Annotated in this window: 23 protein-coding genes; 10 read left to right on the top strand and 13 right to left on the bottom strand. The window is 39.5% G+C overall.

Translation table 11 applies throughout. From position 1 onward, the window contains the following. Positions 1 to 123: 123 nt before the first annotated feature. Positions 124 to 408, bottom strand: a complete 285-nt coding sequence (locus CSV76_RS14335; protein ID WP_085427105.1) for a KGG domain-containing protein — start codon at positions 406 to 408, stop codon at positions 124 to 126. A 237-nt stretch (positions 409 to 645) separates the two neighbouring features. Between CSV76_RS14335 and CSV76_RS17585 the strand changes: the two genes are divergently transcribed. Further along, positions 646 to 804, top strand: coding sequence for a hypothetical protein (locus CSV76_RS17585; RefSeq protein ID WP_199170413.1), 159 nt, complete (start codon positions 646 to 648; stop codon positions 802 to 804). Between the two features lie 38 nt (positions 805 to 842). Here CSV76_RS17585 and CSV76_RS14330 read toward each other — a convergent pair whose 3' ends face one another. Together CSV76_RS14330 and CSV76_RS14325 are read right to left on the bottom strand one after the other, a co-directional pair. Then, the gene (locus tag CSV76_RS14330; protein WP_085427106.1) at positions 843 to 1,577 is read right to left on the bottom strand and encodes a hypothetical protein; all 735 of its coding nucleotides are present in this window, start codon (positions 1,575 to 1,577) and stop codon (positions 843 to 845) included. A 19-nt stretch (positions 1,578 to 1,596) separates the two neighbouring features. Next, positions 1,597 to 5,430, bottom strand: coding sequence for a DEAD/DEAH box helicase (locus tag CSV76_RS14325; protein WP_099625994.1), 3,834 nt, complete (start codon positions 5,428 to 5,430; stop codon positions 1,597 to 1,599). A gap of 647 nt (positions 5,431 to 6,077) precedes the next feature. On the opposite strand from CSV76_RS14325, the gene CSV76_RS14315 reads away from it, so the two are divergent. Then, complete coding sequence (locus tag CSV76_RS14315; protein ID WP_085427108.1) at positions 6,078 to 6,266, top strand: hypothetical protein; 189 nt, start codon at positions 6,078 to 6,080, stop codon at positions 6,264 to 6,266. Positions 6,267 to 6,296: 30 nt separating this feature from the next. Next, positions 6,297 to 6,533, top strand: coding sequence for a hypothetical protein (locus CSV76_RS14310; protein ID WP_085427109.1), 237 nt, complete (start codon positions 6,297 to 6,299; stop codon positions 6,531 to 6,533). A gap of 71 nt (positions 6,534 to 6,604) precedes the next feature. Here the strand turns inward: CSV76_RS14310 and CSV76_RS14305 are convergent, their stop codons facing one another. The 3 genes from CSV76_RS14305 to CSV76_RS14295 are packed head-to-tail and all read right to left on the bottom strand — an operon-like array spanning position 6,605 to position 9,939. After that, positions 6,605 to 6,934 (bottom strand): YunC family protein, encoded by a 330-nt coding sequence (locus CSV76_RS14305; protein WP_099625992.1) that lies wholly within the window; start codon positions 6,932 to 6,934, stop codon positions 6,605 to 6,607. 39 nt (positions 6,935 to 6,973) lie between these two features. Beyond that, positions 6,974 to 8,785, bottom strand: coding sequence for an adenylate/guanylate cyclase domain-containing protein (locus tag CSV76_RS14300; RefSeq protein WP_099625991.1), 1,812 nt, complete (start codon positions 8,783 to 8,785; stop codon positions 6,974 to 6,976). Then, positions 8,782 to 9,939: an HD domain-containing phosphohydrolase gene (locus CSV76_RS14295; RefSeq protein WP_232319601.1), complete on the bottom strand. Its 1,158-nt coding sequence runs from the start codon at positions 9,937 to 9,939 to the stop codon at positions 8,782 to 8,784. Before CSV76_RS14295 ends, CSV76_RS14300 begins: the two co-directional genes overlap by 4 nt. A gap of 121 nt (positions 9,940 to 10,060) precedes the next feature. On the opposite strand from CSV76_RS14295, the gene CSV76_RS14290 reads away from it, so the two are divergent. The 4 genes from CSV76_RS14290 (at position 10,061) to CSV76_RS14275 (ending at position 14,197) form a co-directional block, all read left to right on the top strand. Beyond that, positions 10,061 to 10,411 (top strand): DUF3307 domain-containing protein, encoded by a 351-nt coding sequence (locus CSV76_RS14290; protein WP_085427112.1) that lies wholly within the window; start codon positions 10,061 to 10,063, stop codon positions 10,409 to 10,411. A gap of 185 nt (positions 10,412 to 10,596) precedes the next feature. Then, positions 10,597 to 11,931 carry a type I glutamate--ammonia ligase gene (glnA, locus tag CSV76_RS14285; protein ID WP_085427113.1) on the top strand — a complete coding sequence of 445 codons (1,335 nt, stop codon included), beginning with the start codon at positions 10,597 to 10,599 and terminating at the stop codon, positions 11,929 to 11,931. A 142-nt stretch (positions 11,932 to 12,073) separates the two neighbouring features. Next, positions 12,074 to 13,648, top strand: a complete 1,575-nt coding sequence (locus CSV76_RS14280) for an amidohydrolase (protein WP_099625990.1) — start codon at positions 12,074 to 12,076, stop codon at positions 13,646 to 13,648. A gap of 54 nt (positions 13,649 to 13,702) precedes the next feature. After that, the gene (locus tag CSV76_RS14275) at positions 13,703 to 14,197 is read left to right on the top strand and encodes a TspO/MBR family protein (protein WP_099625989.1); all 495 of its coding nucleotides are present in this window, start codon (positions 13,703 to 13,705) and stop codon (positions 14,195 to 14,197) included. Between the two features lie 37 nt (positions 14,198 to 14,234). Here CSV76_RS14275 and CSV76_RS14270 read toward each other — a convergent pair whose 3' ends face one another. Continuing rightward, the gene (locus tag CSV76_RS14270) at positions 14,235 to 14,477 is read right to left on the bottom strand and encodes a hypothetical protein (RefSeq protein ID WP_085427116.1); all 243 of its coding nucleotides are present in this window, start codon (positions 14,475 to 14,477) and stop codon (positions 14,235 to 14,237) included. An 80-nt stretch (positions 14,478 to 14,557) separates the two neighbouring features. Beyond that, a complete protein-coding gene (locus tag CSV76_RS14265; RefSeq protein ID WP_099625988.1) occupies positions 14,558 to 15,538 on the bottom strand; it encodes a YsnF/AvaK domain-containing protein in 981 nt (326 codons plus the stop codon). A gap of 163 nt (positions 15,539 to 15,701) precedes the next feature. Between CSV76_RS14265 and CSV76_RS14260 the strand changes: the two genes are divergently transcribed. Next, positions 15,702 to 16,109: a YugN family protein gene (locus CSV76_RS14260; RefSeq protein WP_099625987.1), complete on the top strand. Its 408-nt coding sequence runs from the start codon at positions 15,702 to 15,704 to the stop codon at positions 16,107 to 16,109. Positions 16,110 to 16,154: 45 nt separating this feature from the next. Here CSV76_RS14260 and CSV76_RS14255 read toward each other — a convergent pair whose 3' ends face one another. The 3 genes from CSV76_RS14255 to CSV76_RS14245 all read right to left on the bottom strand — a co-directional run bounded on the left by CSV76_RS14255 (position 16,155) and on the right by CSV76_RS14245 (position 18,024). Further along, positions 16,155 to 16,481 carry a hypothetical protein gene (locus tag CSV76_RS14255; RefSeq protein ID WP_099625986.1) on the bottom strand — a complete coding sequence of 109 codons (327 nt, stop codon included), beginning with the start codon at positions 16,479 to 16,481 and terminating at the stop codon, positions 16,155 to 16,157. A gap of 232 nt (positions 16,482 to 16,713) precedes the next feature. Then, positions 16,714 to 17,445, bottom strand: a complete 732-nt coding sequence (locus CSV76_RS14250; RefSeq protein ID WP_085427120.1) for a YqcI/YcgG family protein — start codon at positions 17,443 to 17,445, stop codon at positions 16,714 to 16,716. Positions 17,446 to 17,655: 210 nt separating this feature from the next. Beyond that, the gene (locus CSV76_RS14245) at positions 17,656 to 18,024 is read right to left on the bottom strand and encodes a carboxymuconolactone decarboxylase family protein (protein ID WP_085427121.1); all 369 of its coding nucleotides are present in this window, start codon (positions 18,022 to 18,024) and stop codon (positions 17,656 to 17,658) included. Between the two features lie 101 nt (positions 18,025 to 18,125). On the opposite strand from CSV76_RS14245, the gene CSV76_RS14240 reads away from it, so the two are divergent. Continuing rightward, positions 18,126 to 18,623 carry a metallophosphoesterase family protein gene (locus tag CSV76_RS14240; RefSeq protein ID WP_085427122.1) on the top strand — a complete coding sequence of 166 codons (498 nt, stop codon included), beginning with the start codon at positions 18,126 to 18,128 and terminating at the stop codon, positions 18,621 to 18,623. Between the two features lie 12 nt (positions 18,624 to 18,635). Here CSV76_RS14240 and namA read toward each other — a convergent pair whose 3' ends face one another. Together namA and CSV76_RS14230 are read right to left on the bottom strand one after the other, a co-directional pair. Continuing rightward, positions 18,636 to 19,655, bottom strand: coding sequence for an NADPH dehydrogenase NamA (gene namA, locus CSV76_RS14235; RefSeq protein WP_099625985.1), 1,020 nt, complete (start codon positions 19,653 to 19,655; stop codon positions 18,636 to 18,638). A 178-nt stretch (positions 19,656 to 19,833) separates the two neighbouring features. Next, a complete protein-coding gene (locus CSV76_RS14230) occupies positions 19,834 to 20,388 on the bottom strand; it encodes a DJ-1/PfpI family protein (protein WP_085427124.1) in 555 nt (184 codons plus the stop codon). Positions 20,389 to 20,534: 146 nt separating this feature from the next. On the opposite strand from CSV76_RS14230, the gene CSV76_RS17390 reads away from it, so the two are divergent. Further along, positions 20,535 to 20,711 (top strand): hypothetical protein, encoded by a 177-nt coding sequence (locus CSV76_RS17390; protein WP_157129935.1) that lies wholly within the window; start codon positions 20,535 to 20,537, stop codon positions 20,709 to 20,711. Positions 20,712 to 20,727: the final 16 nt, after the last annotated feature.

Raw genomic sequence — 20,727 nt, 5'->3', positions numbered from 1 at the left:
TCATTAGAAACAAGAGTAGATTTATATAGTTGATAGTTATACACAATAAAAATAGACATACCCGAATCGAAATGACCGCTTCGGGTATGCCTTTTTTTATTGAATATCTTCCTGCTCATTTATTTAACTCATACTTTTATTTTGCTGGGCTCTCGCTTCTCCGCCCTTACGCCCAATTTTTTCATAGAAATTTTTATCGTGTTTCTCTGAAGTTGCTTTTCCACCTTTACGTCCAATTTCTTTGTAAAACTCACTACTATGTTTCTGGGCTGTGGCTTCCCCGCCTTTACGTCCAATCTGTTCATAGAATTCTTTATCGTGTTTTTTAGAGGTTGCCTGACCTCCTTTACGTCCTGCCTCTTCCAAAGACATTTTCTTTTCTTGATCGGTGTTATGTTGGTTAGCCATATATAGTATTCCTCCTAGTATTCGTTTTACGAACCGTAATGCTTAATGCATATATTCCCAATCCGCTACGTACTAAACACTAGACGACTAAATAAGCCTTTTTTCGATAGAAAGGCTTATGGAATGGAATTCATCATTTTTAAGGTTATCGACTAAATTGATCTTCAACTATGCGTATAACTTTTCAATTTTGATCCAACTTACTTAAGAAGGTATCAACAGAAGGGAGAATCAGATATGGGAAGAGATGAACACAAAAAAGGAAGTAATTCTGCCGGTTCATTACCACAAACGCCGAAGAACCAGACGATTGCCCCGAAAGACATGAAAGAAGAAATGTCAAAAGAACTTGCTGAATTACGTAAAGCTCCTACTCAACAGAAAAAACGTAAATGATAACAGCAAAAAGACCGGGGAAATTTCCCCGGTCTTTTTCATTTTCGAAGAGGAGCTTGTTCATCGATGATCTGCTCCAAACATTCGTCCCACTCTTCCGTTAATGTATTCCACACCCTAGTAAAGTACTTCTTTTCCGAACGATCATAAAGATAAAATTCTATACAAGGGATCAATTGACTATCTAAAATTTGTGGTATCTCTATCTTATCAATAACCTTCTGAAGCGTGCCCTCGGCTGTTTCAGCATCGGCCGCGAGAAGTGCTATGCGCAACTGATCATCAGTTAACGCTTGCGCTTTGCTTGAATACTTCTTCGCTAATCGAAATTCTTTAACTTTTGCTGTAAAGATCTTTTCAGGTTGCTGACATAAAATCGAATTATGATACGCACTATAGTAAAACTTGTTTTCTTCCTTTTTAGGTGGATGTTCGTAAACACCTGCTTGCAATTGTTTTACACCGATACTCGTCAGCTCAACATTTTCTTTTCGCCATTCGATCATCCGTGAAGCTTCCATTTTGCTAAATAAATTCTCAACAAATAGCGGCTCGACCGCAAGAAATTCTGCGATTTTCTTTGATTCAGACACTTCTAGTCGTTGAATCGTCAGCAATATCATTTTCATTAATATATCCATAGTTGTACGTTTACTCGTTGTGTAGGGTATATTGATGAGCTCAACCGGCAATCCCCAGCTGTCTGATTGTTGTATTTGGATATCGGGCTGTCGTTGCAATTCTTGCTGCAACTTTTTTCGAATCGAATCCATCTACTCACCCTCCTTGCATCTATTCTATTTTACGTAATCCACCTTGACGTTCTACTACTTCCCTCAACTGTTTATACATATCTCGCGTCGTGGAATTCTTTGTTCTGACGGTGAACATCTCGGAACTACCGACAATAATCAGCAACTCTCGCGCTCGCGATAATGCCACATTCAATCGTCGATAGTCTTTGGCGAATCCAATATCTCCACTTTTTTCTCCATGGTTTCTGACGAAGCTCAATATAATAATGTCCATTTCCATACCTTGAAATTTATCTACCGAACCGGTGCGACAATGCAATTGTTTCGGACGAATCTCTTGCTGAATAAGTCGGTCAATCCGCTTCACTTGTTCTCCATAAAAACTAATTACACCTACACTTTTCTTTTCATCAGGTTTCATCAAGCCATCTTTTTTAGCATTTTCCGTAGCCTGTTCAATATCGAGCAATGTATCTTGAATGATAGTGAGTTCCGCTTCATTGAAACGACTTGTTCCGCCTTTAACTTGCGCTTCGAAAAATGACGGCGTATTAGGTGTATCCAACCATAGTAAATGATCTTTTCTTGTGATGTTATTGCTGTCTAGAAGGTGATCTCGTAATTCATCTGAGTTGGGAAGTCCACATTGTAATTGATAGTTACCTTCTTTATAGAACGGTGCGATTGTAGCCATAATCTTTTCATGCATACGATACTGAATACTGAGCATCGTTTTATTTTGTTTTGGCAACGTTCGGAATAGGCGTTCAAATAATGATTCATTGAGTAACTTTTTCATTTCTCGTTGCACTTCTGGATCTTTTTGCTGATCCACTAGTTCATCCATCGTTTCTTGCCCTACTAGTGGCGGCAACTGGTGATGGTCGCCTACCAAAATAACTTTCTTACCTTTTAACATCGGCAATAGTAATTCTGGCGGTGTTGCTTTTGATACTTCATCAATAATGACTACATCGAAGACCGGGTATTCATCCATAAACTTCTTGGAAGCCGATGCGACACATGTGGTACCAATTACATTTGCATGATCGATATAAAGCTTACGGATTTCATCTAGATCATAGTCATTGGCCTCTTGTAGTAATTCTTCCCACTGCTCTTGCAATTCCTGAAGGATGGGTAGTTGTTGTTGTTCTTTCGCTACTTCTGCTTGCTGCGGTTCGGCTTGCGTTAGCACTTTTTCTACATTTTCAAGTTGCTCTTTTATATCTGGTTTTAATTGAACCGCAAGCTCTTCTATCTCCTGCTGTTGTTGATGTTGTTCATCTGTCAATTGCTGTGTTTTTCGCTCTACTACTAGGACTTCTTCCATTTCTGCTTCTAACTTTTGTTTTGCTTGGGAACATTTTAGTTCTGATGTAGTGATAGTTGCAGTTAATTGTGTTACTTTTTTTATTTGTTGCCTGCATTCAACTATCATCGTCTCCAACTGATTAATTTCCTCTATCAATTGACTTTCTTCCCACTGCTTTTCAGGCAGCTCATTTTTTTGCAACCATTCTTTGATTCGTCCCTCTACTTCTGTTTGCTTAGAATGTAGTGCTTGTTTATGTTCGTCTTTTCGCTGTATCTCCAGTTGTGTTTTTTGAAGTTCATGCTGCAAAAACCGTAGGATTTCATGCTTCACCTCTGCAAAAACTTCCTTTACGGAGTGGACTTTCTGTTGCTGAAGTTCTATTCCTTTTGCCCGAACAATTTCTTCTTTACCGTAAAACAGTGACATGCCTTGTGCAATCTTTTGCAGTACTTCTGTTTTAGCAGATGAAATTTCTTTATTTTGTAGCACCTTTTTCGTCGTAGGATTGATTAAAAACTTACCTAAACGATCAATCATGTCATGCATTTCCTGAATGGTTTTGAAGTTTTCGGTTGACCGCTTATCAATAGTCTCTACTGGGTAACGATGCGTTTGTAAAAGAGACTGTGTTTTATTGATAGCTGTCTGAAAACGCTCATGAAGTTCTTTCCATTCTTGAAACTCATAGGAATACTCTCCACTTTCGATCGATTTGATAATTTTCTGTAAGTCGTTATTTCGTAACGTAATATGAATAGGTAAATCAATATGATTTACAGATAGTACCGTTTGAATATCTTTCATTTTCGTTTGTGACAGCACTTCACTATAGGTTTCTTCTAGCATTTGTTTCCAACTAGGTAGTTCTTGTTTCTCTTCCTTACTTTTTTGTATGGCTTCAGTATTATTTTGTAATTCGGACTGCAATTTGATATATGTTTGTGCTTGTATTAGTAGTTGCTGTTGATTCGACCATTTTTCTACTTGAGCTAATAATTCCACTTTACTTGGCTCAGATTGCAATTGTTCTCGCAATAGTTGTATTTCTTCTGTACGTTGCGCTAGATCACTTTCTATTTGTTCGACTATCTGTTGTTTTTGAGATAGCCGACGAATGGCTTGATCGAGCAGTGATTTTCGAGAGAAGTATTCAGATTTCAGCTTTTTTAACTTCTCTTGTACTATACTTTGTACTTTTAGTTGTTCGGTCAATGAAAGTTTTAATTCAGTGTTTTGTATGATCAGTTCTGATAATTGATCTGCTCGCTTTTGTAATTCTATATCTTTTGTTCGATAAACTGCACGTGTCGCCTGTACCGTTTCAATCGTTTCATTTCTCCAATGTAACGCAACATTTTCTTCCATGAAGCGTTTTCCCTCTTCTTCAATACTTTCTGATCGTCCATAGCGTAAAATGCGTGTCGCTGGATCTGTAAGTAATCGCCCGAGTGCATTATCCACTGCGAGATTTGATTGGGAAGCGACAAGTGTCCGCAAGCCGGCTTTGACATTCTGATAGCAAATCTCGGAAATTACTGTCGTTTTCCCTGTGCCTGGTGGACCTTGGATCACAAATAGATCATGTGCTTTCATCGCACCCGAAACGGCTTCTTGCTGGAACTCATTTAAATTATTATGGAATTCCAGTTGTGGCTGTTTATTAGTAATCTGCACGACAGGCCGTTCTTCAAATAAAACCCTCTCTAGATTCGCATTGGCGGCAAGTCCATCCTGCAAATCCTTGAAACCTTTACGTAACCGACGAATCTGACTCAATTCAGCAAAGTTCGTCAGCACTATACTTTTATTACGCGTGGGCAACCATTGTTCAGATCTAGCTTTCTTTTGAAACCGCTGATTCAATTCCACTACAATGATTTTTTGACCCTTTTGCGCATCAACGACTTGTCCAATATCCGTAGATAGCTCGTTCATTTTCACACTAAATCCGCGAAGTTGCTTCCAGTTTTTCGTTTGCAAATCATTGCATTGAAGACGTAACTTTGTGAAATCACTAGTGAAACTAGCTTGGGTAAATGTACAATTGATATCTTCTACATCCGCATTTTTCTCCGCTATTTGCAGATATCCTTCCCAGCTTTCAATTCGCTTTTTAACATATTCTGAGCGTTCTTCTGCAACGGGTAATTGGCGCAATTTCGTATAGAATTCGATTGGAATTGCTACTCCAGATCGATTTAATCGGAACTTAATTGCCGTATGTAGTCGACGATTTGTCTGAACTGGCTCTCTTGCACCCCTGACATGAAATCCGGTTGCTAGCAGACCATCTGGTTTCAGTACACATTCCATGACTGCTACACGTTGTTGTACTTCTTTGGCAAATCTTTTATTTGTTTTCGGATCAAAAAACAACGCATAGGATTGGTTCCCCATACGATTCTCAGGCTTCTTCTCAATATGTATATCAAAAGTAGACTCTGAAGAAACAAAAGCCTCCTCACTTAAAAACCACTGTTCTAAACCTTTTCGTGCATTTTTTGTTATTTCAAGACTGCAAGGTATCATTTCTATATTTTGTACTGGACTCATAATAGTAAATTCTCTTTTACATAGGGCTTTACTTCAGCAAGATCATTCATCGTGCTTCTCCCTGTTAATCCCTTGTTCAAAGCTCTCACCTCAGTCCTCTATTATAGATCATAAGTACATTAACCGCGAGTTATAAAAAACTTTAAAAAGATTTTAAATTAATTTTAAAAAAGACGTTTAGGAATGGTTTACCTGGGTATACTATATATACAAGGCAAACTGAAGGAACTAGTTAGAGAAGTTAAGCTACTAGATCTGGAAGAGATGCACAGCCTTGGCGGAAAATTTTTCTTTACTGGCAATTGGTACACTCGGTTTGGGAATCTGTTTTTAAGGTTCCAACAGAAGGACAGGTTTACCAGGCAATGCGAAAGAAGTTTTTTGTGTAAGTGCACGTGAAATACCTGCTTCAAAGAAGTTAAGCAGTGTAAGATGCAACATGCATTCGACGAGCGTACAATGTTATTTCGTCAGTATGGAGTAATCGCAACATAAAATTTTCCGCATAGTAAGAAAAGAACAGTCAGCAGTCGAGAGTTTTCGATTGCTGGCTGTTCTTTGTTTCTGCACCTTTACGTTATTTGTTTAGCATGAATGGAAACTGGGAAAACAAATCAATAAGAAACAATAACGAGGAGGAGCACTTTATGAAAAAGAGAATGGCTTTAACAGCAATCGGTTTAGGTGCAGCCTATTTGATGCGTAACAAAGACGCACGCGACAAATTATCACGCCAATTCGATGAATTTAATGACACACCTATGCGTGGTGAACGTAAAGACCACAATCAAAAACCTGCACCGAATAAAGGATTATTAGGTCGATTTTTAGACTAACTTAACTAGACAGCAAAGGAGCGGATCGTCATGAGTAAAGAGAAAAAAGTATTTACAGAAAAAGACCGCCAAGATGCAAAAGGCGGCTATATGGACAATCCTGAAAATTTAAAGACTGATAAAGAAAGTATTTACGATATGCATGAGGATATGCAGACTGTAGATGCTATTCCATTAGAAGATGTGCGTATGGAAGAGGAAGAAGAAAGAAATCATCGTGAGACGAAAGACAATTCGTCTAGCGAAGAGAAATACGATAATAAATAACTGTCTTGTGTATGAGTAATACTTTAATTGTATAAAGAAAAATGGCGCCCTAATTAATTAGGCGCCATTTTTCATGTCATTTTCAATAAGGCTTCTGAACCGATCATACCTGCAGAAATACCATATTGTTCAGCTTCAAGTGTTACGGATTCTAAAGGTGCAGCGAGCAACTGTTCAATCGTCTTCACTCCTACCGCGCGTCCTGCAATAATTTTACGATCCGCCAACACACTGTTTAGCAAACCTACATCTAGGGCACCGCACATAATATACCCTTTGTCATTTGAAACTGTAAGTAGCGTAGTTTTAGGCAACTTCACTGTGACTGCTTGAAATGACTGTCCATCAATAGATATACTTTGGTGTTCAATCAAGACACCCACCCCTTTCTTTATCAGCATATGTAGAATCGTTCAAAATGTGAAAGTAAAAAAGACACCTTACGCACTAAGCACGTCTGGTGTCTTTCCGTCTATAATAAATCGCACAAGCTGTATTTCTTCTTCAAAGCCATTTAGTTTTGCTGTAAAGAATTCACTTTTCAGTTCAGCAATTTCAGGTCGCTCATTAATTAGCCTTTCATATACATCATGATGAATAAGTAAATCGCCACCTGTGCTCTTGTCTTGAATGCGAGCTGCTTTATTAACAGTACCTCCAAAGTAATCCAATAAATCATTCGCGTTTACTGCAATAACAGAGCCTGTATGGAAACCAACTTTGATTTGGACTGGCTGTGATAACTTTTCATTTAAATTGTGTATGCCTTGTTGTATAGCGAACGCTGCCTTAAACGAGTCGAATTCATTCGTAAATGCGCCCATTACTGAATCCCCTATAGTTTTGACGATCGTTCCTTTGTGTGCCCTTATACACTTCATCAAGTATTCAAAATGCTTTTGAACATCAGAGTAAGCTTTTGCATCTCCAATCTGTTCATATAGCTTAGTAGAGTCCTTTAAGTCGGTGAATAGAATAGACATATGTCCAACGCCAATTTGAAGACCTGGGGCCAATACTTCTGTTCCAAGTAAATCACGGAACAACTGAAGAGAAGTAGCTTCCCGTGCAGTTAGTGCATCATCATTCCAGTTCCGTTTTTCGAAGACGACTACAATTTCTTTATCGGTTTCATTATGAATTGAAAATTGCTTTGCATAGGAAACTGATTCTTGAATAAATCCTTCTGATGTATAGGTAATGTCCGCGGATTCAGACATTCCATCTGTTATCTCTAAACTGTCATTATATTTCAGTACCCGACATCTAAGTTTTCCATCGAATTCCGGCCAATGAATTGTTTTATTGGTATGGGGAGAAATTCTGAATTGACCCAGTACATGAGGCGTTTTGATAGGACCATTAATACAATAAATCGTATGATCAACTTTTCGAATAGCTGCATTCACATGGAATTTCATTTCGACATAGCGATCAAAGTCCAATTCATAATCGACACCACATAATTCACAGTGAACCGTGTTTGTCATTTGCTTTAACGCAGCAGCTTTTCCTTTGGGCACACGGCAATTCGGGCACATTAGACTCCAGTCATAATCCAGCAGCCCCGCCGCATTTGCTAATAAAAACAGCTCAACTGATGCAAAACGGTCAAAATGATGAATTCTCGCCCAATGATATGGTTGCATTTCGGTCACCATTTCATCCGAACCATTGCGAATTGTTTTTTCCAATGCATCAATCATTTCTTTAGTAGAAAACGAGTCTCTTAATAATGAAATCGCATGATCTAAGCGTGTAGATTCAAGATCAATCTTCATTTTCCCAAGTGGCTTTTCTTTCCCTTTATATTTTTCAAACTCCATAGCGTACGTTATCATATTTCGCAGTTGCGGATAGACTATGGCTCCCAGTGCTATTGGACCGAGAATATTTCGACAAACGAAATCTCCATGTAAAATGATTTTCGTCTTCTCTTCAGGTAACGGCTCGAGTCGAATACTCCAAAAAACGGTATCAAAAGGCCCTTTTATATATTTACGCTCTACCGAGTAGTGTGAATATCTAACCCATTCAAAAACGTATTCTTTCCATTTCAACGGTATCATATTAAAAACAGAGGCATCCGCATAACGAATGAGTTGTTGATCTTCTTCAATAAACTGATTGAAGTTAACTGGAAACATACCTGCATACTTATTTAACTCATTTGTGTTAGCTAACAACTCCCATACCACGCTAGGCGACAAATCCACTACTTGCTCATCACGAAAATGCATAGTTTTTCTCATAGTAACTCTTCACTTCCATCTACAAATTCATCACGTATGGCGATGAATTGATCTAAATTCTCTAAGAATATATCAACGAGTCGCCCATCAAATTGTTTATACCGTTCTTCTTTCATATACGCGATAATTTTTTCAAGTGGCCAGGCCTTTTTGTACACTCGGTCACTTCCCAATGCATCAAATACATCTGCCACCGCAGTAATACGACCATATATATGAATGTCATCCGCTTGTTTACCAGCAGGATAGCCTTTGCCATCCCATCGTTCATGATGTTCATTCGCAATAATTGCAGCGATTTTCAGTAATTCACGCTTTGACTTCTTGAAAACATTATGACCAATTGTCGTATGCTGTTTCATCATTTCAAATTCTTGTTCGGTTAATTTCCCAGGTTTCAATAAAATACTGTCAGGAATTGCGACTTTCCCAATATCATGCATCGGGGAAGCGTATTTAAATTTTAATGCTTCCGTTTCCGAAATTCCTGAAAGACAAGCCAATAAATATGAATATTTGGCTACCCTCTTTACATGAAAGCCTGTTTCCTGTGAACGACTTTCTCCAATTTCCCCCATGCGAACAATAATTTCTTTTTGCGTTTCGACTAATTCGTTTCGCAAGATGAAGGCTTCTAGTGATTTTCCTGTGAAATTCGAAGCAATCTTTAACACTTCTAAGTCTTCGTTGGAAAAAATTTGTGTTTCTGTTTGTTTATTGATGGCTTGAAACGCACCAATAATTTCCCCTTCCGCATTATGAAAAGGAATACAGAGAATAGAAGTCGTATGATATCCTGTTTCTAAATCAACTGTACGATTAAATCGATGATCTGAGTATGCATCTTCAATTATGAGTGCTTCCCCAGTCTTCACACAATGGCCAACAAATCCACTATCGTCTGGGATACTAATCGTTTTAACGCCATGACCGCCGACAGTCCATAGTGTTTTTTCGTTGGCTTCATGTAACCATACAGAACAGCGATCTGCTGCTACAAGTTCCTTGCCTAAATCCGCTAGATTCATAACCATCTTTTTTATATCCGTTTCAACTGATATTTTTGTCATATATTCAAAAATGACCGCTAATAAGCGATCTGAATTTGATCCATTTATTTTATTATTCGTAAATGCATTGGATGAAGCTGGCAAATTCACTGCCCCCTTTAGAAAAATAATTGATTTATCTTTCCCCTATATATGTTAATATTATCATGATATAGACATAAAACATAGTTACTTCGTTTCATATTTAGTATTGGAGGTCCACCAAATGAATCTATTTACTTACTTACTACTTGGTCATCTAGTCGGAGATTATTTATTGCAGAATACTTGGATGGCCATGAATAAAGCGAATAAGTGGATTCCTTTATTAACGCATTGTGTACTTTACACACTTTCATTGGTGGCGGCTATGGTCGTTGGCGGGTTCTCCTTAAGCTATTTAGCTATAGCCGTGATCTTTGTCAGTCATGTTTTTTTGGACAAACGTACTTTTGTCTTATGGTGGGTCAGAATCATTATGGGGGTCCATAAACCAGAAGGAAACTGGCTGACGATTGTAGTCGACCAGGTTTTCCATTTACTAGTTATAGGTGCAATTATCCATATTCTATATTAGGAAAATAGTATTTATTTACAAGCTCCCAAATTGAGGGCTTGTTTTTTTGTCTAAAACAAGAACTTAAGTCTTATATTTATTTCAAAATCTAGTTAATAACTCTTGTAATCTGTCTTCCTGCGCATTATTATAGAAAAATGTTACGAAGAAGATTCGTTTCAAACAATCATAAGGAGTGTGGCCAGATGGGAAGCATTACAAGAGAAGACGTTTATCGATTCGTGAAAGAAAAGAATGTGAATTTCATCCGTCTTCAGTTTACTGATATTTTTGGCATGATTAAGAATGTAGAGATTCCAATCAGCCAGCTCGAAAAGGCTCTGGATAATAAAATGATGTTTGACGGGTCTTCTATCGAAGGTTTTGTACGGATTGAAGAATCTGATATGTATTTAGTGCCTGACTTAGATACATGGATGGTATTCCCATGGCCCTCTGGTACGGGTCGTGTAGCCCGCTTAATTTGCGACGTCCATTTAGCGAACGGCGAGCCCTTTTCTGGAGACCCCCGTGGGAATTTAAAGCGAATTATAGCAGAAATGAAAGAACTCGGCTTCACTGATTTCAATCTAGGACCCGAACCTGAATTTTTCCTTTTCAAATTGGACGCTAATAAACAACCAACGATGGAGCTCAATGATCATGGTGACTATTTTGATTTGGCACCCATGGACTTAGGTGAAAACTGCCGACGTGATATTGTGTTAGAACTTGAGGAATTAGGATTTGAAGTGGAAGCTTCCCATCATGAAGCAGCACCAGGACAACATGAAATTGATTTTAAATATGCAGATGTATTAACAGCTTGTGATAATATACAAACCTTTAAACTGGTTGTCAAAACGATAGCACGTAAACATGGTCTACACGCTACGTTCATGCCTAAGCCTTTATACGGTGTTAGCGGTTCTGGAATGCATTGTAATGTTTCCCTATTTAAAGATGGAGAAAATGTCTTTTTTGATGAAGGAGGCGAGCGTAAATTAAGTGAAACGGCTTATCAGTTCATGTCTGGTGTTCTAGATCATGTCCGCGGTTTCACTGCTATTACAAATCCGACTGTTAACTCTTATAAACGCTTAGTTCCTGGCTACGAAGCGCCTTGCTATGTTGCCTGGTCTGCACAAAACCGCAGCCCTTTAATACGTATCCCTGCATCACGTGGAATGAGCACACGTGTGGAAGTCCGTTCTGTTGATTCGTCCGCTAACCCCTACTTAGCGTTAGCCGTTATTTTAAAAGCAGGACTCGATGGTATTAAGCGAAAACTTACTCCACCAGCTCCTGTTGATCGCAACATTTATGAAATGAAGTCTGAAGAGCTTAAAGAACATGGCATCGACACATTGCCTACCGATCTCGATCATGCGCTCATCGCGTTATCTGAAGATCCAATTATTCAAGATGCACTGGGTTCCCATATCTACGCGAACTTTAGTGAGGCTAAGCTTCAAGAATGGGAGAGCTATCGTATTACGGTACACCCTTGGGAACTCGAACGATATATGAAGATGTATTAAGTTAGTAGCACGATACTAGAATATGAACTAAAGTAAACGGCTGTATGTACAGCCGTTTTTTAATTGCATAAACTAGTTAAAATCAGTTCTATTGTTCATTCATCCTAATCGGTTTACTATAGAAAGAAAAGGAGATTTCTATATGACAACAATTTGGTTTAATGCACTCTTTTATACGATGCAAAATGAAGGACATACAATAGATGCTTTACTAACGAAAGACGGAAAAATCATAGCAACTGGTTCCTATGATGAACTGAAAGGTCAAGCCGACAAACAAATAGATTTGAACGGTGCCTTTGTTTATCCGGGATTTATCGATAACCATATGCACATTATTGGGCAAGGTGAGAAGTTGTTACGCCTAGATCTATCCGATACGACTTCTTCAGAAGATATGATGGAGCGACTTTTGAATGCCTATAAAGGATTGCCTGAGAATGAATGGTTCATCGGAGAAGGTTGGGATGAAAATGTTTTTCCTGATAAGAAGATTTTTACTCGCTATGAGTTAGATGCTGTAACGAATTCACCTATGCTATTGAAACGTACTTGTTGGCACGCAGCTATTGTGAACTCCAAGGCGCTTGAACTAGCTGGTATCACCAAAGACACACCCGATCCTGATGATGGCGTTATTGAACGAGATGAAAATGGTGAGCCCACTGGATTGCTAAAGGAAGGCGCGATGCAACGGGTACTCCAGTTATTGCCGAATCCTACAGTGGACTATGTAACGAAAGCGTTGGAAACTTCCGTGGATCACTTACTATCTGTTGGTTTGACAGGTGTTGTAACGGATGACCTAGGATATTACGGACAGTATCAAACACCTTTAACAGCTTTTAATACCGTACTCGGTGGTGATCGTAAATTCCATGCTCACTTACTGCGTCACTTTAGCGTGTTTGCAGAGTTAATGGATGATCAAGCTTTCTATAATGCACCATGGATCGAACCGGGTGAGATGAAGTTCTTTATTGACGGTGCTTTTGGTGGCAGTACTGCGCTGTTGAGTGAACCGTATGCCGATCAACCGGATAATGTCGGTACAGCCGTCCTAACCGATGAAGAGCTAGAGAACCACGTTAAAATGGCACGACATTACGGAGAAGCTGTTGCGATACATATGATTGGGGATCTGGCAGTTGAAAAGGCATTGGATGTCATTGAAAAGTATCCCGCACCTGTAGGTAAAAAAGATCGATTTATACATGTCATCTTGTTACGTGATGATTTAGTAGAGAGAATGCAAAAGCTTCCAATCGTTTTGGATATACAGCCTGCTTTCGTTCCTTCCGATTTCCCGTGGATTGGAGATCGACTTGGCATGGATCGTCTAGAATGGGCATATGCTTGGAAAAAACTTCTCGCCAAAGGGTTTATTTGCGGCGGAGGATCAGACGCACCTATTGAAGACCCCAATCCTTTACTAGGCATACATGCAGCCATCACAAGAAGATTGCCGATTGAACAGCACGAAGGTTATTTACCTGATGAAAAACTTACTCGTTTTGAAGCAGTACAATTATTTACTTCAGGCGCTGCAGCTACAATAGATAAAGCTGATTCTCGTGGACTTCTTTCGATTGGATTTGACGCGGATTTCACTGTACTGAAAGAAGATATTTTCACCGTGGCTGTTGATCGTATTACTGAAGTGAAAGTAGCGAAAACTATAGTTGCAGGCGAAGTGATGTATTCAGCGAATATGTAATAACGGTTTAGTAAGTAATGAAAGGGGAAAACTTTCTGAAAAGGAGGTTTTATTTTGGAATTACTTAAAGTACAAGGGCAACTAGATTGGAAGAAACTTACGCGCAATGTGTTGATTCCCGTAGTGGGTGGCTCACTCATTGGATACTTTGCAAACCGCAATACACAGGAGCAGTATGCAAAGTTGGAGAAACCTTCATTCTCTCCTCCCGGTGCCGCTTTTCCGATTGCTTGGACCGCACTCTATACGATGATGGGGGTAGCGAACTACCGCGTAGAAATGAAGCAACAAACGCAGCTGAAGGAAGTTGCCGAGCCATTATATGATGTTCAATTGGGACTGAACTTCCTGTGGTCTTTCCTGTTCTTTAAATGGAATTTACGAGGCACAGCTTTGGTAGAGATGACGATTATGTTAGGTGCAATCGCCATGACGGCTTATGAATTCAATAAGATCGACCGTACAGCAGGCGCTTTGATGGTTCCTTATATTGGATGGGTCATGTTCGCATTGACGCTTAATTACTCTACTTGGAAATTAAATAAGTAAACAAAAACGTCCCCGCCACTAACGGCGAGGACATTTTTTATCGTTGATTATAGTGATTTTGATTGTAGTTCATACGTTCAGCAGTCTTATACGCATCGAACATTCCCCAAATCCATACAATTGGATACGTAATGAAACCGATGCCTACAAACATAAGTAAACCGTTGATTCCTTGTAGGATAATAAGTAAAATCCCTTTTAGAATTTGTCCATTATAGATTTGACCAACGCCAGTCCAGAAAAAACTTAGCACGGCGGCAATACCTGGTTGCTTAAACATGTCATCTCCCCTTCCTGGCTATTACTTCTATCTTACATTATGCAGAAAGGGAATGACAAGGCGTTTGCTATCCATCTATTTTAGAAACGGTCTTTGTCCAACTGGTCACCTTGAATATCTACTTCGCCTTCTTTTTCGAAGTGTACTTCTTCACGTTTCACAGTTTCGTGGATTGTTTCATTTTCTACAACTTCTCGCTTCTTAAGAATAATCTCTTCCGTGACAACTGGTTTCTTCGTTACTTCTACGCGTTCCTCAGTAATCGGAATACGGATCGTTTCATCATCTTCTCTAAATGCCGTCGCATCGTTACCGTATTGGCTTTCATGACCTATTTCACCATCTACAACAGGTCTGCGTTCAATTGTTACTTCGTCATGTGAAACACTGACATCTACTGATCTAGGCTCTTCCACTACTTCTTTTTCTACACGAATCTCTCCACGCTGTGTTTCATGCTTATCTACTTGAAGACGTTCTTCATGCAAACGTAAACTCTCTTCTTCTGTGTTCACATCAGATAAAGCTCGTTCATTCGTATGAATTGCAGGATCTACTTCATGATTTTGATGATTAAGTGTTTGATCAGGAAGTGTCTGGCTTAATCTGAAAGCAGGATCTCCGCCGTTCAATTCTTGGTCTGTTACGCTTAACCCGTTCGCTCCAAGATTCACATCTGTACTTTTTCCATCTCTACCGTAGAAGTCTGTGTTGTCCATATAGTGACGGTTTGCTTCGCCGGAATCAACATAGAGCAACATGCCGCCTTGTTCAATTTCCTGATAATACTTCACTGTATCTTCTGTACCGAACTCTAGGCTATCTACCATACGACGTACATGATCTTCTCCGGATACGAATCCCATGAAACGATCCCACCATGAATCGTCGGCTGATTTAATTTCTGCATCTGTACGACTTCTCACCATAGTTAACTGATCTTCATTTTTCACAACTACATAAATATCATCTTCAGGCCATCCTTCTCTTTTCAGCTCGTCCACCCGGTTCATCAATTCTGTTTCATTAAAGTACATTCCAATATATCTATTCTTACCCATTTAAATCTCCTCCTAGTATTTTAGTTAGTTATTTGTAAAATTCGTTTCATCGTCGTGTTGATACTTTTACCCCGGTTGTCAGAATTAGAAACATTTCCGTGTTTTTTTTATGTGATGTATAAATAATTGCTAGTAAGGAATGCTTATAAAAAGGAGTGATTTCATGCTGGAATTAAATACGTCAATCGAAGGCAAACTAGCGTGCTTTGGGACTTTACGGGATAAAGTAGATCAGCACGGTTATCATTTTGGCGGTGGCTGGGATTATGACAAAGGTAGTTTTGATTCCATTCTTCATAGAGAAGGTGGCGAAACGATTTATTTACGTGTTCCGTTCGAAGCACATGACGGTGAATTGGATGATTTTAATACTTCGATCAAGTTCAAAAAACCATATGTGATCAAACATGTGGTCAACTTGGGACTAGAACACGATGATAGTTCTTTGATAAGTGGTTCATTCAATCAGTTCCAAAAGCCATTAGATAAAGATGCAGAAATCCGTGATAAGAGTCGCTGGGAAACCGCTGGCGAACTTGCGATTGAAGAAATATTACAGTACTTGGAGTAAAAAATGAGGATCTTCTTGCCGATATTGGCTGAAGATCCTCATTTCTTATTTGATAGTATTTTGTACTTTTTGATCCATTTCATCTGAACTTAGCACTTTTTTAGGGAATTTTTCGAAGAGCGGTTCGAGTTCACTCATTAACTCTTCTAGTTCCGCACCTGTATAGAAAAGCGATTCGAAATACTTTGTTTGCCCTTCTGTTTCTGCGATTATTCGAAGTTGTTGCAGAGGTTCTCTGCCTGCTAGGTCCTCGTCTGACATGATGTCTTCTTCTCCAACATAGTCTGTTTGATTGATCCATGATGTTCCTGTTTGGCTAGCCCCGTCAGCAAATGACAGGAGTTCTTCTACGTCTGCCGTTTGTTTTTTCATAGAAACCCCTCACTTTACTCGTTTCCTTTAGTGTTCCCTGTTGATTATTCTTAAAACCCTCTTGCTTGAGACAGAATGTGTTGCGGTGGTTAGTTAGTGCAAAGATGTGCTCCTAACGCTTCGCTTTTACTCGCAAATTCACTCACTATTCCTACGCACTCTAACTTGAACTAAACCATATTAAAAAAAGCCCCTGCAATCGTGAGTTCACGACTACAGAGACAGTCTGTTTTTACATATCTTTATGCGTAAATGGGCACTTCCCTGTTAGTGGCACGCAATCGTCGCCAATGAAGGACTGTTTCCATTCATTATGCGTTGGATCTCCGAAGTGGCTAATGTCCGGATGCTTCGGAAGATCATCCCATTCCTCGACACGCTCACGAACCTTTTCACGCGAGTTGATCCCACCCTTTTCTGTGCCTGTTAGACCTTTAAAAATCTTACGTGGCTGAAAACCGATGACCATTGCATTGCCTAGATCACGCGTCTTCCTCTGTTTATAAGCAGGCGCATTGCCAAAAGCAAAAATCGGCTCACCTTGGAAATGGAAGTCCCATAGGTAGTGATCAGGGTCACGTGGTGCTTCAGCTGGCCATTCTTTCGGATCTTCTATATGCACATACTGCAGAATATCCCAAAACTGCTGACGATATTCTTCTATTGAACCTTCTTCTTCAAAAGGCTCAACAAACACAAATAATCCATGACGTTTATGCTTAGGATTTTCGAATAGCTTTAAAAATGCTGACAACGCTTGAGGTAAGTTTGACCAGTCCTTTTGAGAAACATATGCATAGCGTAACTCACCTTTATTTTCACCAGCCATTCCAAAATAGCATGGAAACGTTTTGTCCGTCACAATAGCATGGAACGTCTGATATTCTCTAAGTAGCCATTCTGGTAAATCATTACGTTCTGTAAAGTCTTCCTTTTTCAATAACGGGTTTGATGTTTGAATCAATGTTTTATATTCCCCCTCTAACTAACTATGCTGTATATGCGTTACCCTCACCTTAACGGAATGAAACATATGGAGGAAATGGTTCTCACTTACTATTTACACTCCTCGAGAGCAACTTATACAAGATACGGAATACGATGGGGACCTAGAACACACTACGATTTTATACAAAGAGAACACCTCATCGATTTCATTCGACAAGGCGTTCTTTTATTGTATAGGTTTCGGATTTTCCTGTAATTCATCGATCGTTTGCATAACCAACGTGACTGCTTGGCTCAAAGCACTTCCTCCGCCAAGTGCGGCTGCTACTCCGACCGATTCCAGCACTTCTGAAACTGTACAACCTGCATCCATACAGGCTTTTGTATGGAAAATAATGCAGTATTCACTATGAGCGTACACACTAACTGCAAGTGCAATGAGCTGCTTATATTTTTGACTGATATCTCCTTCTTCAAAACTTACTTCCGTAAATGCATGGAATGATTTCATTAACTTCGGCAATTGTTCGCTCATTGCGCCCATACCGGTTTTGTAATCTGCCAGTACGGCATCTGTAAATGTATAGTCTTCCATATAGATCGCCTCCCGTTATAGCAACAGTATGTCCGATTCTTTGTTTGCTATGCAGCAATTAAGGAAATGTTATAAGCAATTACAAATCAAGGAGGTTCATCATGAAAATTGTCATTACAGGTGATACACATATTCCTGGTAGAGGAAAAGTTCTGCCTTCACGGTTACTTAAAGATTGTGCTACGGCTGATTTGATCGTACATACAGGTGATTGGAAATCCATTGAAGTTGTGCAGATGCTTTCTGAATTCGCAGAGGTAAAAGGAGTTTCAGGAAATGTAGATGAAGAGGATATTACACAACAGTTTCCATTGCAACAAGTGATTCAAGTAGGACACGTTAAAATCGGCTTGGTACATGGTCATGGAGATAAAAAGACTACAGAAAAACGTGCAATTGAAGCATTTGAAGGAGTGCCACTAGACGTTATTATCTTCGGGCACTCCCACATTCCGATGCTTCGTTACATCAATAAAACCTTGCTGCTAAATCCTGGTTCCCCGACAGATAAGCGGAAACTCCCACATTATTCATTCGCTATCTTACATATCGAGGAAGAGATTCGTGCAGAGTTAATTTTCTTTGATGATAAAACATAAACTACAAAGTGATTAGAACGTCCAGCCGCGTTTATATTGAACAGGTGATTCAATTTCGACACCAAGTTCTTTAGCCGCTGTATACGCCCAATACGGATCACGTAATAATTCGCGAGCAAGCAATACGATATCCGCACGATCATTTTGAAGTATTTCTTCTGCTTGCAGCGCCGATGTTATCAACCCTACTGCACCTGTTGCAATATTCGCTTGCTGACGAATTATATCCGCATGAGGCACTTGATACCCTGGGAACGGATGAATTGCTGCAGGTACTACACCGCCTGTGCTCACATCAACCAAATCGACACCTTGCTCTTTCATCCAGCGAGCCATTTCTGCATATTGTGAAGCATCCATGCCACCCTCTTGATAATCTTCGGCTGAGATTCTGACAAATAACGGACCTTCCCAAACGGATCGTATGGCATCAATCACTTGCCCGAGTAAACGGTAACGATTTTCTGCTGATCCACCATACTCATCTTCTCGATGATTACATAATGGTGTTAAGAATTCATTAAGTAAATAACCATGAGCACCGTGGATTTCAATGACATCAAAACCAGCTTCCTTAGAACGGATTGCGCCTTGTTTGAATGCTTCAATCGTTTCTTCAATATCCGCAATTGTCATCTCTGCCGGTGTCTTATATTTTTCATTGAACGCGATGGGACTTGGAGCATAAATCGTTCCTTCCACTGTCGCTTTTCTTCCCGCATGTGCCAGTTGGATACCCGTACGAGATCCATGTTGCTTCATCAAACGTACGATTTCTGTTAATCCTTCGACGTGATCGTCCGACCAGATGCCCAAATCTTCACTCGAAATTCTGCCTTGCGCTTGAACAGCTGTTGCTTCTATGATAATGAGGCCGACTTGACCGACTGCACGTGTTGCATAATGGGTTTTATGCCAATCTTCCACTTTTCCATCTTGATTATGTGAAGAGTACATGCACATTGGTGCCATTGCAATCCGATTTTTAAATTCTACGTCACGTATAGTATAAGGGCTAAATAATTTTGTCATGGAAATTCCTCCTTGAATAGTTGCTAGTGAAAGTATAGCAAATCTATAGTGATTTTTAAGGAATCAGGATTTCACTAAGATGATTCATCATTATTCTTGGTTACTAAAAAACTGAAGACAACTCCATTTTTAGAGTTGTCTTCAGTATGATGCGAAGCTTAATGTGATTTGTGTTTTATTATTTATTGACCATTTTCATAAATTCTCTCATTAATCCTGGAAGATCCGGCCAAGCATGTCCTGACACGAGGTTTCCTTCTGTATGAAGATCTTTTTCGATATACGTAGCGCCTGTTGCAGTAACATCGGGTTTACATGCAATATACGCTGTGTATTCTCTGCCCTTCATAAGGTCTGGAATAATGGATAATACTTGAGCCGCATGACAAACAGCCGCCACAGGCTTATCTTCTTCAAAGAAATGACGGACAATTGCTGGTAACGATTCATCAAGACGAATGTATTCTGGCGCGCGTCCACCTGGAATAATGAGTGCATCATAGTCTGCAGGATTGACATCTTTGAATGCAATATGCGAATCCAAGCCATAAGCAGGTTTTTCTACATACGTTTCCATTCCGTCGATGAAGTCATGCGTAACAGTATATAACTTTTTTACGGACGGTGAAGCAATAGTCGTGTCAAATCCTTCTTCCAAACAGCGATAATACGGATAGAAAATTTCCAGCGCTTCTACAGCATCTCCGCCTAGAATTAATACTTTTTTACTCATGTGCAGATCCTCTCCCTATTCTGAATTGTGTTACTCCTTTACTTCTTTCGACAGTTTACGAATGAATCCTCTTTCTTTTAATGAAATTGGCTTCATTACGTATAGTTATCTCGAATCGCAACATATTATGGCGAGGAGGGATTTCTATGGACAGAGATATACGTCACCTGTTTCACAAAGGAACCATCAACGAAGAAATGGGAATGGAGTTTGAAGACATTGCGGAAGCAGCTTCAAAAGCTCGGGAAAATTCGAGTGGTAAAGAATATCGTGACGCATTGAAAGAAGTTTATCGTGAAACAGAAGATAAAAGAAATAAGTAATGAAAAAACCAGACAG

Origin of the sequence: Sporosarcina sp. P17b (assembly GCF_002743115.1) — a bacterium.
Taxonomy (GTDB): Bacteria; Bacillota; Bacilli; order Bacillales_A; family Planococcaceae; genus Sporosarcina; species Sporosarcina ureae_C.
The sequence above is the reverse complement of the archived record's forward strand: the minus strand, read 5'-3'. Positions and strand labels throughout refer to the sequence as shown.

Bases quoted from the DNA above. Each gene is read 5' to 3' on its own strand.
- glnA (WP_085427113.1), top strand. From the start codon at position 10,597: ATGGGAAGCATTACAAGAGAAGACGTTTATCGATTCGTGAAAGAAAAG.
- CSV76_RS14245 (WP_085427121.1), bottom strand. From the start codon at position 18,024: ATGGAAGACTATACATTTACAGATGCCGTACTGGCAGATTACAAAACC.
- CSV76_RS14270 (WP_085427116.1), bottom strand. From the start codon at position 14,477: ATGTTTAAGCAACCAGGTATTGCCGCCGTGCTAAGTTTTTTCTGGACT.
- CSV76_RS14230 (WP_085427124.1), bottom strand. From the start codon at position 20,388: ATGAGTAAAAAAGTATTAATTCTAGGCGGAGATGCTGTAGAAGCGCTG.
- CSV76_RS14315 (WP_085427108.1), top strand. From the start codon at position 6,078: ATGAAAAAGAGAATGGCTTTAACAGCAATCGGTTTAGGTGCAGCCTAT.
- CSV76_RS17585 (WP_199170413.1), top strand. From the start codon at position 646: ATGGGAAGAGATGAACACAAAAAAGGAAGTAATTCTGCCGGTTCATTA.
- CSV76_RS14240 (WP_085427122.1), top strand. From the start codon at position 18,126: ATGAAAATTGTCATTACAGGTGATACACATATTCCTGGTAGAGGAAAA.
- CSV76_RS14305 (WP_099625992.1), bottom strand. From the start codon at position 6,934: ATGCTGATAAAGAAAGGGGTGGGTGTCTTGATTGAACACCAAAGTATA.
- CSV76_RS14325 (WP_099625994.1), bottom strand. From the start codon at position 5,430: ATGAGTCCAGTACAAAATATAGAAATGATACCTTGCAGTCTTGAAATA.
- CSV76_RS17390 (WP_157129935.1), top strand. From the start codon at position 20,535: ATGGACAGAGATATACGTCACCTGTTTCACAAAGGAACCATCAACGAA.
- CSV76_RS14310 (WP_085427109.1), top strand. From the start codon at position 6,297: ATGAGTAAAGAGAAAAAAGTATTTACAGAAAAAGACCGCCAAGATGCA.
- CSV76_RS14260 (WP_099625987.1), top strand. From the start codon at position 15,702: ATGCTGGAATTAAATACGTCAATCGAAGGCAAACTAGCGTGCTTTGGG.
- namA (WP_099625985.1), bottom strand. From the start codon at position 19,655: ATGACAAAATTATTTAGCCCTTATACTATACGTGACGTAGAATTTAAA.
- CSV76_RS14290 (WP_085427112.1), top strand. From the start codon at position 10,061: ATGAATCTATTTACTTACTTACTACTTGGTCATCTAGTCGGAGATTAT.
- CSV76_RS14255 (WP_099625986.1), bottom strand. From the start codon at position 16,481: ATGAAAAAACAAACGGCAGACGTAGAAGAACTCCTGTCATTTGCTGAC.
- CSV76_RS14300 (WP_099625991.1), bottom strand. From the start codon at position 8,785: ATGAGAAAAACTATGCATTTTCGTGATGAGCAAGTAGTGGATTTGTCG.
- CSV76_RS14265 (WP_099625988.1), bottom strand. From the start codon at position 15,538: ATGGGTAAGAATAGATATATTGGAATGTACTTTAATGAAACAGAATTG.
- CSV76_RS14335 (WP_085427105.1), bottom strand. From the start codon at position 408: ATGGCTAACCAACATAACACCGATCAAGAAAAGAAAATGTCTTTGGAA.
- CSV76_RS14330 (WP_085427106.1), bottom strand. From the start codon at position 1,577: ATGGATTCGATTCGAAAAAAGTTGCAGCAAGAATTGCAACGACAGCCC.
- CSV76_RS14280 (WP_099625990.1), top strand. From the start codon at position 12,074: ATGACAACAATTTGGTTTAATGCACTCTTTTATACGATGCAAAATGAA.